Raw genomic sequence first — 12,630 nt, 5'->3', positions numbered from 1 at the left:
GCCACGCGGGGCAAGGTCGGGGGTAACGTCGGGGGGCGTGGCGGGCGCCGGAACGCAGTTACCACTGCCGAGTACGGGGGACCCGCGATGGATGAGCAGCGAAAGGCACGATGTGACGGACCTCCCAGACGACATCGCACGCGTCGGCGTAGTGGGCTGTGGCCAGATGGGCGCGGGCATCGCGGAGGTGTGCGCCCGGAGCGGTCTTGAGGTGATGGTCGCCGAGACCACCGGCGAGGCCCTGGAGTTCGGGCGCACCCGGCTGCACAGCTCGCTGACGAAGGCCGCCGAACGCGGCAAGATCAGCGAGGAGGAGCGGGACGCCACCCTGGCCCGCCTGTCCTTCACCACCGACCTCGGCGAGTTCGCCGACCGCGACCTGGTCATCGAGGCGGTCGTCGAGAACGAGCAGGTCAAGACGGAGATCTTCCAGGTCCTCGACCAGGTGATCACCCGCCCGGACGCGATCCTCGCCTCCAACACCTCCTCGATCCCGCTGGTGAAGCTGGCCGTCGCGACCTCGCGGCCCGACCAGGTCATCGGCATCCACTTCTTCAACCCGGCCCCCGTGCAGCAGCTCGTGGAGCTGATCCCGGCGCTGACCACGTCCGACGAGACCGTCAAGCGCGCCGAGGCCCTGGTCGCGGGCGTGCTGGGCAAGCACGCGATCCGCGCCCAGGACCGTTCCGGCTTCGTGGTCAACGCGCTCCTCATCCCGTACCTGCTGTCCGCGATCCGGATGTTCGAGTCCGGCATCGCGAGCCGCGAGGACATCGACAACGGCATGGAGCTGGGCTGCGCCCACCCGATGGGCCCGCTGAAGCTCGCGGACCTGATCGGCCTGGACACGGTGGCCTCGGTGGCCGACTCGATGTACGCGGAGTTCAAGGAGCCCCTGTACGCCGCTCCCCCGCTGCTCCAGCGGATGGTCGACGCCGGCCGCCTCGGCCGGAAGTCCGGCGCGGGCTTCTACCCGTACGGGACCCGCTAGCCGAGCCGCAGATGGTGCAACAGCAGCAGCCCGGCCGCCATGTTGGCGGCCGGGATCTCGCCGCGCGCGATCATGTCCGGCACGAGTTTGAGCGGGACCCACTCGCGGCGTGAGGACTCGAAGTCGTCCTCCGGGTGGCCGATGTAGGTGGCCCCGTCCGCCCAGTAGAGGTGGTGACGGGCGTCGGTCAGCCCGTTGGACGGCTCGACGGTCATCAGGTGGTGGAGCGGGCCCGGGCGCCAGCCCGACTCCTCCTCCATCTCCCGGGCGGCCGCGACGGCGATGTCCTCGCCGTCCTCGACCACCCCGGCGGGCAGTTCCCAGCCCCAGCTGTCGGTGATGAAGCGGTGGCGCCACAGCAGCAGCACCTCATTGGCCTCGTTGACGGCCGTGGCGACGGCGACCGGGCGCAGCCGGATCACGAAGTGGTCCAGGTGCCGGCCGTCGGGGAGCTCCACATCGGCGAGATTCACGTCGAACCAGCGGTTCGTGTACACAGTCTGCTCACTCAGGTTCATCCACTGCACGGTTCTGCCACCTTCCGATCGAGTAGGTGGCAACATGGCAGCAGTTCAAGCCGTCACAGGGGAACGCGCAACGCCCCGTCGATGAGCTCCGCGGTCTCGTCCGCGCCCGAACACCCGCTGGTCAGCAGCTGTTCGCGGACCGCCCTGAGCCGGTCGCGCAAGCGCAGCGACTCCATCCCCTTGGCCCGCTCGGCCATTTCGGCCGCGGCCGCCACCGCCTGATCGGCCTCCCCCTGGCGCAGCTGGATCTCGCACAGCATCGCGAGCCGGTGGACGCGCCCCCGGTCGTGCGCCGGGGTGCCGACGGCCGCGGTCGCCTGCTCGTGGGCCGCGTGCAGGTCCCCCAGGCTGAGCAGCGCCTCGGCCACCTGTACGTTCACCAGCCCGGGCTGTACGTAGCCCGTCTCGTCCGGCTCCGTACCGGGCCGGATCCGCTCGGCGGCCGCCTCCGCCTTGTGGATGCAGGCCAACGCGGCCGTCGTGTCCCCGAGTTGGGCGTACGCCTTGGCCTGCATGGCGTACAGGTCGGCGGCCAGGGCCGCGGTGGTGTGCCGGCCGGCCGAGCGCAGGGCGGCCTCCGCGAAGGCCACGGCCTGGCGGTACTCCCGCAGGTGCAGGCACTGGTTGACGATCAGCGCGATCACGTACGCCCCGAGCCCCCGGTCGCCGCTCGCCTTCGCGAGCCGCAGCGCCTGGTGGAAGTAGCGCTGGGCGAGCCCGTGCGCGTCCGAGTCGTACGCGCAGATCCCCGCCACCGCCACCAGGGACCCGGTGGCGCGGTGCAGTTGGCGGCCGAGGCCGTCGGAGTAGCTCCCGCGCAGTATCGGCGCGGTCTCGGTGCCGAGGAAGCGCACGATCCGGGCCCGGGTGGCCACCCCGCCCGCCCGGCGGTACATCAGCTCGTAGTGGGCGCGGGCGGCCCGCAGGATCTCGATGTGTTCGGGGCCCACCGCGGTGGGCCCCTCCCGGGACACGTCGGCGTCCTCGGGCGGGTTCTCCCACTCCCACACCGGGATCACGGCGGGCGTGCCCGTGACGGCCTCCGCGGCGAGGAACTGGAGCCGGCCCTGCTCGTCGGAGCGCCACAGGGCGGCCGCACGGTCCACGAAACCGCTGAGCGGGGAGGCGTGCGGGCCGGCAGGCTGTCCGGGCACGCCGAACCCGATGTCGTCGAGGGAGAGGGACCTGCGCAGCCGGCCGCCGAGCACCTCGCAGATCAGGTCGGGAACCTGCCCTCGGGGCCGCTGGCCCTTCAACCACCGGGTGACGGCGGTGTGTTCGTAGCGCAGGGCGAGTCCGCGGCCGCGACCGGCCTGGTTCACGTGCGCGGCGAGTCCCGCGTGGGACATTCCCGCCTCGGCGAGGAGGGAGTCGAGCAGGGCATTGGGCTGCATGGGCCGCTCCAAGGGCTCGTCGGTCTCAGGCTAATGGGTGCTCGCTTCACACGGGGTGTGAACCAAGTACGCGCATAAATGCGCCGCGCACTCTGCCGCGGGGGGCTCCGTGAGCGGTTCACTTAAGGGCCTCGCCAAGAGGCGACCCGGGTCGTCGGCTCCCCCTCGTACAGTGCGACGACCCGTCAACCGCGCCGCCCGTCCTGCTGTCTGCCCGACACTCCACGGCAGGCGGGCGGCGCGCTTCGGTCCCGCCTGCACCCGGTTGGTCGCCGGGTCCGGCCGGGGCCGGACCGTACGCGCGCCGGGCCCACCCACCGGGCCCGGTGCGCGTGGTCAGGACCGGTCGTTGCGGAGCACCAGCAGGGCGACGTCGTCGGCGAGTCGGCCGCGGGTGTGCCGCAGCAGGGCGGTGTGCACGCCCGCCACCAGCCGCGCGGGCGTGCCGGCCGGCGCCTGGGCGAGCACGCTCTGCAGCGGGAAGAACCGCCCCGCGCGGTCCCGGGCGTCCTCGGCCCCGTCGGTGTGCAGGAACAGCACCTCACCGACCCCGAGGGACCCGCAGTCCTGCGCCTCCACCTTTTCGGGCAACGCCGCGACCCCGAGCGGGGGCAGCGTCTCGCCCCCGGCGAGCGACACCACCTCGGCCGGCCGCGCGCCCACCGCGGGGCGGATCAGGTAGGGCCACGGATGCCCGCAGTTGACGGCGGTCAGGGAGCCGTCCGCCGCGATCTCCACCAGCAGCACCGTCACGAACTCCTCGGTCCACGGTGACGCGGGCTCGCCCAGCCCGGACGACGGGTGTTCCGCCCGGGCGCGGACGCTCAGGTGCCGGTCCAGCGAGAGCTCCATCCGGCGGAGCACTCCCCCGAGGGTCGCCTCGTCGTGCGCCGCCTCGCGGAAGGCGCCCAGCACCACGGCCGCCGGTCCCACGGCCGGCAGCCCGTGTCCCCGCGCGTCCCCGATGACCGCCCGAACCCCGTACGCCGTCGGCAGCGCCTCGTACAGGTCTCCGCCGAACGACAGCTGGGCCGCGGCCGGGGACAGGCCGTCGATCCGTGCCGGCAGCGTCCGCAGCAGCGCCTGGCGGGCCACCCCGGCGGTCTCCTGCGCCCGCCGCAGCTCGGCCGCGCGTCTGTGCCGGACGTGCAGCGTGAGCAGGAGGAAGGCCGCGCAGGAGGCGAGGCTCGGCACCAGCCGGCCCGGCGAGGACAGCTCCCAGGACACCGCGGCGCCGCCCCATGCAAGGACGCACACCCGGCGCACCCGGGGCATCTCCCCGCGCGTGATCATCGTCCGGCCTCCCCTCGGCCCTCGGCCCTCGGCTCTCGGCCCGAACGATTGTGCCGACCCGCCCGTGCACGGAACACGGGTCACCGGCGTTCCCACCCGAACGAGTGAGGGGCGCATCCGGTGACCCGGATGCGCCCCTCGGCAGGGTGGAGACGAAGCGGCTACGCGCCCCGCAGCACCGCTCCCGTACGCTCGCCGGCCAGCGCCACCGCCGCGTCGCGGGCGGCCGTGGACTCCTCGGCGGTCAGCGTGCGGTCGGCCGCGCGGAAGCGCAGCGCGTACGCGAGGGACTTCTTGCCCGCGCCGACCTGCTCACCCGTGAACACGTCGAACAGCCGCAGGGACTCCAGCAGTTCGCCGGCGCCCTTGCGCAGCGCGGTTTCCACGTCCGAGGCCGGTACCGACGCGTCGACGATCAGCGCGACGTCCTGGGTCGCCACCGGGAAGGTGGAGATCCGGGGCGCCTGGAGGGCCTCGTCGCCGGCCGCCGCGAGGCGGTCGAGGTCGAGCTCCATCGCGCTGGTGCGGGCCGGCAGGCCCAGCGCCTTGACGACGCGCGGGTGCAGCTCGCCGGCGTGACCGATGACCGTCTCCACCCCGTCCAGGGTGACGATCAGCTCGGCGCAGCGGCCCGGGTGCCAGGGACCGTACTGACCCTGGCGGACCACCAGTTCGGCGCCCGCCTCGACGGCCAGCGAACGCGCGGCCTCGACGGCGTCCGCCCAGTCGGCCGGGCGGCCCTTGCCCCACCAGCCGGCCTGCTCGCGCGCACCGGCCAGCACGACCGCGGCGTACCGCGGCTGTGCGGGCAGGGCCGCGTTCAGGGTGGCGATCTCCTCGTCCGTGGGACGGCGGTCGACGGGCAGCCGTACGGCGACCCCCGGCCGGCCGCCCGCGCGGAAGACCGAACCGGTCTCGAAGAGCGCGAGGTCGTGGCTGCCCCGGCTGTCGTTGCGGCGCAGCGCGCCGAGCAGACCCGGCAGCAGCGTGGTGCGCAGCGCCGGCTCCTCGTCGGAGATCGGGTTGACGAGCTTGACGACCTGGCGGGCGGCGTCGTGCGCGGGCAACTGGAGCTGGTCGAAGACCTGCTCCCCGAGGAACGGGTAGCTCAGCGCCTCGACGTACCCGGCGCCGGCCAGCGCGCGGCCGACCCGCCGGTGCAGCTGCTGGCGGGCGGTCAGACCGCGGCCGGAGGGCACCTGCGGGAGGGTGGACGGGAGGTTGCCGTAGCCCTCCAGCCGGATGACTTCCTCGGCGAGGTCGTTGGGCTCGGCGAGGTCGGGCCGCCACGACGGGACGGTGACGACGAGCTCGTCCTGCCCGTGGACGTCGCAGCCGATCTCCTGGAGGCGGCGGACGACGGTCTCGCGGCCGTAGTCCATGCCCGCGACCCGGTCGGGGTGGTCCGCGCTCATGGCGACGGTGCGCGGGGCACCCGGGGCGGCCAGTTCGGTGACGCCGGCCTCGGCGGCGCCGCCCGCGAGCAGCACGAGCAGGTCGACGGTCCGCTGCGCGGCCGCGGCGGCGGCGTGCGGGTCGACGCCCCGCTCGAAGCGCTTGGACGCCTCGGAGGAGAGCTTCAGGCGGCGGGCGGTGCGCGAGATCGACACGGAGTCGAAGTGCGCGGCCTCGATGACGACGTCCGTGGTGCCCGTGACCTGACCGGTCTCGGGGTCGGTCACGGAGTCGGCGATCTCGGTGTTGGCGCCGCCCATGACACCGGCGATGCCGATGGGGCCGTTGTCGTCGATGATCACCGTGTCCTCGGCGTCGAGCGTGCGCTTGACGCCGTCGAGGGTGGTGAACTTCTCGCCCTGCTCGGCGCGGCGGACGCCGATGGCGCCGGCGAGCCGCGAGCGGTCGTAGGCGTGCAGCGGCTGACCGAGCTCCAGCATCACGTAGTTGGTGATGTCGACGGCGAGCGAGATCGGGCGCATGCCCGCCTTCTGCAGGCGGCGGGTGAGCCAGATCGGCGAACGCGCCTCGGGGTCGAGGCCGGTCACGGTGCGCGCGGTGAAGCGGTCGCAGCCCTGCGGGTCGGCGATCTGCACCGCGTAGCCGTACGAGTTCGGCGCGGGCACGTCGAGCAGCGCCGGGTCGCGCAGCGGCAGGCCGTAGGCGGTGGCGGCCTCGCGGGCCACACCGCGCATGGACATGCAGTAGCCGCGGTCCGGGGTGATGTCGATGTCGAGGACCTCGTCGACGAGCTGGAGCAGCTCGATCGCGTCGGTACCGACCTCGTGCTCGTGCGGCAGCACGATGATGCCGTGCGTGCCGTCGTCGCCCATGCCGAGCTCTTCGCCGGAGCAGATCATGCCGTGCGAGGTCTTGCCGTACGTCTTGCGCGAGGCGATCGCGAAGTCGCCGGGCAGCACCGCGCCGGGCAGGACCACGACGACCTTGTCGCCGACGGCGAAGTTCCGGGCGCCGCAGACGATCTCCTGCGGCTCGCCGGTGCCGTTGGCCTGGCCGACGTCGACCGTGCAGAAGCGGATCGGCTTGCGGAAGCCCTCGAGCTCCTCGATGGTCAGCACCCGGCCGACGACGAGGGGGCCCTTGAGTCCGCCGCCGAGCTGCTCGACGGTTTCGACCTCGAGGCCGGCGTCGACGAGCTTGGCGGCCACGTCGCGACCGGTTTCACCCGCGGGGAGGTCGACGTACTCCCGCAGCCAAGAAAGCGGGACCCGCATCAGATCTCCATCCCGAACGGCCGGGTGAAGCGAACGTCACCCTCGACCATGTCTCGCATGTCTTCAACGTTGTGGCGGAACATCAGCATCCGCTCGATGCCGAACCCGAAGGCGAACCCGCTGTACTTCTCGGGGTCCACACCGCAGGCGGTGAGCACCTTGGGGTTGACCATGCCGCAGCCGCCGAGCTCGATCCAGCCCTCGCTGGAGCAGGTACGGCACGGGCGGTCGGGGTTGCCCACCGACTCGCCGCGGCACACGTAGCACTGCATGTCCATCTCGGCGGACGGCTCGGTGAACGGGAAGAAGTGCGGGCGCAGGCGCGTGGTGGTGCCCTCGCCGAACAGCTCCTGGACCATGTGGTCCATGGTGCCCTTGAGGTCCGCCATGGTCAGGCCCTCGTCCACGGCGAGCAGCTCGACCTGGTGGAAGACCGGGGTGTGCGTCGCGTCGAGCTCGTCGGTGCGGTACACGCGCCCCGGGCACACGATGTAGACGGGGGGCTTGCGCTCCAGCAGCGAGCGCGCCTGCACCGGGGAGGTGTGGGTGCGCAGCACGACGCCGGACTCGTCGCCCTCGGTGCCCTCGGGGCCGCGGACGAAGAAGGTGTCCTGCATCTGGCGCGCCGGGTGGTCGGGCGTGAAGTTGAGGGCGTCGAAGTTGAACCACTCCGCCTCGACCTCGGGCCCCTCGGCGACCTCGTACCCCATGGCCACGAAGATGTCCGCGATGCGGTCCATCAGCGTGGTCAGGGGGTGCCGGGCGCCGGCGGGTACGCGGTCGTAGGGCAGCGTGACGTCCACGGCCTCCTCGACCAGCACCCGCTCGTCGCGCTCGGCTTCGAGCTCGACCGTGCGGGCCCCGAAGGCCTTGTTCACGGCGCCGCGGGCCTGGCCCACGCGCTTGCCCGCCTCGGCCTTGGCCTGGGGGGGCAGGGCGCCGATCTCGCGGTTGGCGAGCGCCAGGGGCGAGCGGTCGCCCATGTGCGCGGTCTTCGCCTCACGCAGCGCGTCGAGGTCGCCGGCGGAGGCGAAGGCGGCGAGCGCCTCGTCCCGCATGCGCTCGATCTCTTCCGGTTTCAGTGCCTCGACCTCGACAGGGTCGTACGACTTGTTCGGTGCCGACATCTCTTCCCGTACTTCCGATGGCTGGCTGGTGGGTCCCCCGCGCGACACGCTCGACGCGCGCTCGGCACAAGGACGCAAAGGTGCCAAAGGACGAGTCTAAAGGTCGCCGGGGGTAAAGGGGCCCGTGGGCCGCCTGGCGAGACGCTCCGCAGGGTTACTGCGTGAGGTAGGCCGGCGCGCCGACGGGCAGGATAAATCGGAATTCGGCGCCGCCGCCGGGGCCGCGGCCGACCGAGATGGTGCCGCCGTGGGCCTCCACGATGCCCTTGACGATGTACAGGCCCAGGCCGGTGCCGCCGCGCTTGCTCCCCCGCCAGAAGCGGGTGAAGACGCGGCCCATCGACTCCTCGGGGATCCCGGGGCCTTCGTCGGTCACGGTGACGGCGGTTCCCTTCTCATGCGGCGATACGTCGATGGTGACCGTTCCTTCTCCGTGTCGCACCGCATTTTCGAGGAGGTTGCCGAGGATCTGGTCGATCTTGTCCGGATCGGCCCACAAGTCGGGCAGCGGACGGCAGACGCTGACGAGGAACCGCTCGGGGGCCTGGCCGTTGGCGGTGAGCGCCTGGACGTGCCGGCCCACGGCGGTGGAGATGTCCACCGGCTGGCGGCGCACCTCCAGGCGTCCGGAGTCGATGCGGGAGATGTCGAGGAGCTCGGCGATGAGCCGGGTGACGCGGTTGGCGTCGGCGTCGACGGTCTCCAGCATCAGCCGCTTCTGGTCGTCGGTGAACCGCTCCCACTTGGCGAGCAGGGTCGCGGTGAAACCCTTGACGGAAGTGAGCGGCGAACGCAGCTCGTGCGCGACGGTGGCGATCAGCTCGGCGTGGCTGCGCTCGGTGCGGCGGCGGGCCTCGGTGCCGCGCAGGGTGACGACGAGGCTGCGCAGCGGGCCGGTGGGGTGCGTGCGCACGTACCGGGCCGAGACGAGCACCTCGCGGCCCCCGGGGAGCAGGAGGTTGCGCTCGGGCTGTCCGCGCCGGGTGGCCAGTCCGCCGTACGGGTCGGTCAGTGCCCACCAGCGGCGGCCTTCGAGGTCCTCCAGCGGCAGGGCCCGGTCGATCCGCGCCCCGAGCGCCTGAGCGGGTTCGGTGGCGGTCATCCGGGCCGCGGCACGGTTGAAGCAGATGACGTGCCCGGTGTGATCGGCCACCACCAGGCCGTCGGGCAGGTCGTCCGGGTCGATGCCGAAGCCGGCCGGGCCGAACCCGCGGGGCCCGGGAGCGTTGCGAGGCCGCTCCTCGGCCGCGTCCGCGGCGCCCGGCGAGCTGTTCGTACCGACGGTCATTTCCCCGTACCCCACATCTCCGAGTGGCGCAGTGGGCCCCCGGGCCGCCACATTACTAGCTGGGGGTCACGGAGCGGCACCCTCCGGGCGCCCGCTGTGCACGGGCGGAGGCGTAGAGGCACACGGCGGCGGCCGTGGCGAGGTTCAGGCTCTCGGCCTTGCCGTGGATCGGGACCCGTACGACGGCGTCCGCGAGCGCCCGCGTCTCCTCGGGCAGGCCCCACGCCTCGTTGCCGAAGACCCAGGCCGAGGGACCGCCCATGGTCCCGGCGTCCAGCTCGGCGTCCAGGTCGTCCTCGCCCGCCCCGTCGGCGGCGAGGATCCGTACGCCCGCCGCCCGCAGCCCCGCGACGGCCTGCTCCACCGGGACGCCCACGGCGACCGGGAGGTGGAAGAGGGAGCCCACGGAGGCCCGTACCGACTTCGGGTTGTACAGGTCCACGGAGGCGTCGGTCAGCACGACCGCGTCCGCGCCGGCGGCGTCCGCGCAGCGCAGCACCGTGCCGGCGTTGCCGGGGTCGCGGACGTGCGCGAGGACGGCGACCAGCTTGGGCCGGGCCCCCAGGATGTCCTCGAAGGGCGAGTCGAGGAAGTGGCAGACGCCGACCAGGCCCTGCGGGGTGACGGTCTGCGAGACCTCGGCGAGCACCTCGTCGGACGCGTAGTGGACGCGGGCACCCGCGTCCAGCGCTGCGTCGATGATGTCGGCGTGGCGCTCGGCGGCCTCGACGGTCGCGAACAGCTCGATCAGGGTCGACGCCCCCTCGGCCCCGCGGTGCGCGACGGCCTCGCGGACGGCCTGCGGGCCCTCGGCGATGAAGCGGCGCTCCTTGGTGCGGAAGTTGCGGCGCGCCAGTCGCCTGGCGGCGGCCACCCGAGTGGATCGGGGGGAGATCAGCTCGTCGGGGGTGCGCATGCTCTCAGGGTTCTCTCTCGGGGTGGCGGGGGGGGCGCCCCTGCCGTGCGGGGCGAACGCACACGGACCCGCAGGCAATCGCCTGCGGGTCCGTGGGTGCCGACTGCTTACGCCGCCGGCAAGGCCTTAGGCAGCAGCCTTCGGCGCGTTGACGTCGGCCGGGAGGGCCTTCTGCGCGACCTCGACGAGGGCGGCGAACGCGTTGGCGTCGTTGACGGCCAGCTCCGCGAGGATCTTGCGGTCCACCTCGATGTTGGCGGCCTTCAGACCCTGGATGAGGCGGTTGTACGTCATGCCGTTCTGGCGGGCAGCAGCGTTGATGCGCTGGATCCACAGCTGACGGAAGTCGCCCTTGCGCTTCTTGCGGTCGTTGAAGTTGTAGACCAGCGAGTGGGTGACCTGCTCCTTGGCCTTGCGGTACAGGCGCGAACGCTGACCGCGGTAGCCGGAGGCCGCCTCGAGGATTGCCCGGCGCTTCTTGTGGGCGTTTACTGCCCGCTTGACGCGTGCCACTTTTTAACTCCTTGTAGCGGGGCCGTGGATGTCTTCACACGGCCCGAATTCGATGGGGTCCCGGTTTTGACGTCCTGCTCCCGGAAGTGGGAGCGCAGGACATCAGATGCCGAGAAGCTTCTTGATCTTCGCGGCGTCGCCGGGGGCCATCTCCGCGTTGCCGGTGAGGCGGCGGGTGACACGGGACGACTTGTGCTCGAGCAGGTGGCGCTTGCCGGCGCGCTCGCGGAGCACCTTGCCGGAGCCGGTGACCTTGAAGCGCTTCTTGGTACCGCTGTGCGTCTTGTTCTTCGGCATAGCGCCGTATCTCCTCGTCGGTGGCACTCCCCCCGGTCCGGGGACCGGGTTACGGGAGCGTCAAGTTGTTTTCGGTGATCCGAGACGGGCTGCCCCGGAATCAGGCCTCGGCGGGTGCCTCGGGAGAGGCGGGTGCCTCATCGGGCGCGTCCTCGGCCACCTCTGCAGAGGCGACCTCGTCGGTGGTCTCCTCGACCTCGACGTCGGCGTCCTCGGAAGGAACCTCGTCGTCGGTGAGGGCCACACCCTGGCGCTCGGCCTTGCGGGCGGCCTGCGCCTCGCGGGCTTCGGCCATCGCCTCGGTCTTCTTCTTGTGCGGACCGAGGACCATGATCATGTTTCGGCCGTCCTGCTTCGGGTTCGACTCGATGAACCCGAGGTCCTCGACGTCCGAAGCGAGGCGCTGCAGCAGTCGGTAGCCGAGTTCCGGCCGGGACTGCTCGCGACCACGGAACATGATCGTGATCTTGACCTTGTCGCCCTGCTTGAGGAACCGAACGACGTGACCCTTCTTGGTGTCATAGTCGTGCGGGTCGATCTTCGGCCGGAGCTTCATTTCCTTGATGACCGTGTGCGCCTGGTTCTTGCGCGCCTCACGGGCCTTCATGGCCGACTCGTACTTGAACTTGCCGTAGTCCATGAGCTTGCAGACCGGCGGGCGTGCGGACGCCGCGACCTCGACCAGGTCGAGGTCGTACTCCTGCGCGAGTTCAAGCGCCTTCGCAAGCGGCACGATGCCGACCTGCTCGCCGCTGGGACCGACGAGTCGTACCTCGGGAACGCGAATCCGGTCGTTGATGCGGGGCTCGGTGCTGATGGATCCTCCTCGGTAGCACCACACGGCTGTCTGGCAGACAGCCGCTGACGTTTTTGCCGTCAGACCTACCGCGGCGGAGAATGAAAAAAGCCCCGCCGGGCACAGGCAGGGGCTCCAAAACAACCGGAGCACCGCCGCGTGCGAACCGCGGGGCGCAAAATCGGGCAGCTTTCCATCGTCCGTACGGAACGATGGATACCGCCTGACCGGTGACCCGCCTCCCGTGAGGGTGGCCGGGTGGGAGATCGGAGCCTCCACTTGTGGGCCGGGCACACAGGTGTCCGGCCGGTCGAAGTACATACTAGCACCCGCGTTGCAAGCCCGCCGCACGGCATATCGTGGGCGGTATGACTGACGCGACGCCCTCCGATTCCACCGCCACCGCCGCACCCGACTACGACGAGATGACCCGCGACATCGCGGACGTCCCGGCCGTCGAGGTCATCACCACGGTGGCCGTCCACCTGCTGAGCGCCGCGGCGGTCAACCTGGGCCTGGACAAGCCCGACTCCGAGCACAAGGACCTCGACGAGGCCCGCAAGCTGATCAACGCCCTCGCCGGCCTGGTCACCGCGAGCGCCACCGAGATCAGCTCCTTCCACGCGGCCCCGCTGCGCGACGGCCTGAAGTCGCTCCAGCTGGCCTTCCGCGAGGCCTCGATCGTTCCGGACGAGCCGGGCCAGGGCCCGGGCGAGAAGTTCACGGGCCCGGTGTACGCGTAAGGCAGCGCGCAACGGACTGAACCGAACGGAGGAGGGCCGGGGCTGCGAGCAGCCC

General features: G+C 71.9%; 12 protein-coding genes. 2 read left to right on the top strand and 10 right to left on the bottom strand.

The window, feature by feature from the left end; genetic code table 11:
- Window positions 1–91 precede the first annotated feature (91 nt).
- Window positions 92–991, top strand: coding sequence for a 3-hydroxybutyryl-CoA dehydrogenase (locus ACFWBF_RS16630; protein WP_385601548.1), 900 nt, complete (start codon window positions 92–94; stop codon window positions 989–991).
- On the opposite strand, the gene ACFWBF_RS16625 is transcribed toward ACFWBF_RS16630, so the two are convergent.
- The 10 genes from ACFWBF_RS16625 to infC form a co-directional block, all read right to left on the bottom strand.
- Entirely contained in the window at window positions 988–1,509 is a 522-nt protein-coding gene (locus ACFWBF_RS16625; RefSeq protein WP_385233468.1) for an NUDIX hydrolase, read from the bottom strand. The two genes, ACFWBF_RS16630 and ACFWBF_RS16625, sit on opposite strands and share 4 nt — an antisense overlap.
- 62 nt (window positions 1,510–1,571) lie before the next feature.
- Window positions 1,572–2,912: a transcriptional regulator gene (locus ACFWBF_RS16620; RefSeq protein ID WP_385601545.1), complete on the bottom strand. Its 1,341-nt coding sequence runs from the start codon at window positions 2,910–2,912 to the stop codon at window positions 1,572–1,574.
- A gap of 336 nt (window positions 2,913–3,248) precedes the next feature.
- On the bottom strand, window positions 3,249–4,205 hold the full coding sequence (locus ACFWBF_RS16615) for a PP2C family protein-serine/threonine phosphatase (RefSeq protein ID WP_385601542.1): 957 nt from the start codon (window positions 4,203–4,205) through the stop codon (window positions 3,249–3,251).
- A 161-nt stretch (window positions 4,206–4,366) separates the two neighbouring features.
- Window positions 4,367–6,895, bottom strand: coding sequence for a phenylalanine--tRNA ligase subunit beta (gene pheT / locus ACFWBF_RS16610; RefSeq protein WP_385601539.1), 2,529 nt, complete (start codon window positions 6,893–6,895; stop codon window positions 4,367–4,369).
- Complete coding sequence (pheS, locus tag ACFWBF_RS16605; RefSeq protein ID WP_385233393.1) at window positions 6,895–8,022, bottom strand: phenylalanine--tRNA ligase subunit alpha; 1,128 nt, start codon at window positions 8,020–8,022, stop codon at window positions 6,895–6,897. The genes pheT and pheS overlap by 1 nt, the downstream gene beginning before the upstream one ends.
- Before the next feature lie 154 nt (window positions 8,023–8,176).
- The gene (locus tag ACFWBF_RS16600) at window positions 8,177–9,310 is read right to left on the bottom strand and encodes an ATP-binding protein (protein ID WP_385601537.1); all 1,134 of its coding nucleotides are present in this window, start codon (window positions 9,308–9,310) and stop codon (window positions 8,177–8,179) included.
- Window positions 9,311–9,365: 55 nt separating this feature from the next.
- Window positions 9,366–10,226, bottom strand: a complete 861-nt coding sequence (locus tag ACFWBF_RS16595) for a TrmH family RNA methyltransferase (RefSeq protein WP_385601534.1) — start codon at window positions 10,224–10,226, stop codon at window positions 9,366–9,368.
- A 126-nt stretch (window positions 10,227–10,352) separates the two neighbouring features.
- Entirely contained in the window at window positions 10,353–10,739 is a 387-nt protein-coding gene (gene rplT, locus ACFWBF_RS16590; RefSeq protein ID WP_007263143.1) for a 50S ribosomal protein L20, read from the bottom strand.
- Window positions 10,740–10,841: 102 nt separating this feature from the next.
- The gene (gene rpmI / locus ACFWBF_RS16585) at window positions 10,842–11,036 is read right to left on the bottom strand and encodes a 50S ribosomal protein L35 (protein ID WP_030012385.1); all 195 of its coding nucleotides are present in this window, start codon (window positions 11,034–11,036) and stop codon (window positions 10,842–10,844) included.
- A 100-nt stretch (window positions 11,037–11,136) separates the two neighbouring features.
- Complete coding sequence (gene infC / locus ACFWBF_RS16580) at window positions 11,137–11,877, bottom strand: translation initiation factor IF-3 (RefSeq protein ID WP_385601741.1); 741 nt, start codon at window positions 11,875–11,877, stop codon at window positions 11,137–11,139.
- A gap of 323 nt (window positions 11,878–12,200) precedes the next feature.
- On the opposite strand from infC, the gene ACFWBF_RS16575 reads away from it, so the two are divergent.
- Window positions 12,201–12,575, top strand: a complete 375-nt coding sequence (locus ACFWBF_RS16575; RefSeq protein ID WP_385601531.1) for a DUF1844 domain-containing protein — start codon at window positions 12,201–12,203, stop codon at window positions 12,573–12,575.
- The last annotated feature ends 55 nt before the right edge of the window (window positions 12,576–12,630 follow it).

This window comes from Streptomyces sp. NPDC060028 (assembly GCF_042736725.1).
Taxonomy (GTDB): Bacteria; Actinomycetota; Actinomycetes; order Streptomycetales; family Streptomycetaceae; genus Streptomyces.
The sequence above is the reverse complement of the archived record's forward strand: the minus strand, read 5'-3'. Positions and strand labels throughout refer to the sequence as shown.

What these genes read in the sequence shown, in the direction of transcription:
- pheS (WP_385233393.1), bottom strand. Translation starts at nt 8,022, where the DNA reads ATGTCGGCACCGAACAAGTCGTACGACCCTGTCGAGGTCGAGGCACTG.
- ACFWBF_RS16575 (WP_385601531.1), top strand. Translation starts at nt 12,201, where the DNA reads ATGACTGACGCGACGCCCTCCGATTCCACCGCCACCGCCGCACCCGAC.
- ACFWBF_RS16620 (WP_385601545.1), bottom strand. Translation starts at nt 2,912, where the DNA reads ATGCAGCCCAATGCCCTGCTCGACTCCCTCCTCGCCGAGGCGGGAATG.
- ACFWBF_RS16615 (WP_385601542.1), bottom strand. Translation starts at nt 4,205, where the DNA reads ATGATCACGCGCGGGGAGATGCCCCGGGTGCGCCGGGTGTGCGTCCTT.
- ACFWBF_RS16630 (WP_385601548.1), top strand. Translation starts at nt 92, where the DNA reads ATGAGCAGCGAAAGGCACGATGTGACGGACCTCCCAGACGACATCGCA.
- ACFWBF_RS16625 (WP_385233468.1), bottom strand. Translation starts at nt 1,509, where the DNA reads ATGAACCTGAGTGAGCAGACTGTGTACACGAACCGCTGGTTCGACGTG.
- rpmI (WP_030012385.1), bottom strand. Translation starts at nt 11,036, where the DNA reads ATGCCGAAGAACAAGACGCACAGCGGTACCAAGAAGCGCTTCAAGGTC.
- ACFWBF_RS16595 (WP_385601534.1), bottom strand. Translation starts at nt 10,226, where the DNA reads ATGCGCACCCCCGACGAGCTGATCTCCCCCCGATCCACTCGGGTGGCC.
- ACFWBF_RS16600 (WP_385601537.1), bottom strand. Translation starts at nt 9,310, where the DNA reads ATGACCGTCGGTACGAACAGCTCGCCGGGCGCCGCGGACGCGGCCGAG.
- pheT (WP_385601539.1), bottom strand. Translation starts at nt 6,895, where the DNA reads ATGCGGGTCCCGCTTTCTTGGCTGCGGGAGTACGTCGACCTCCCCGCG.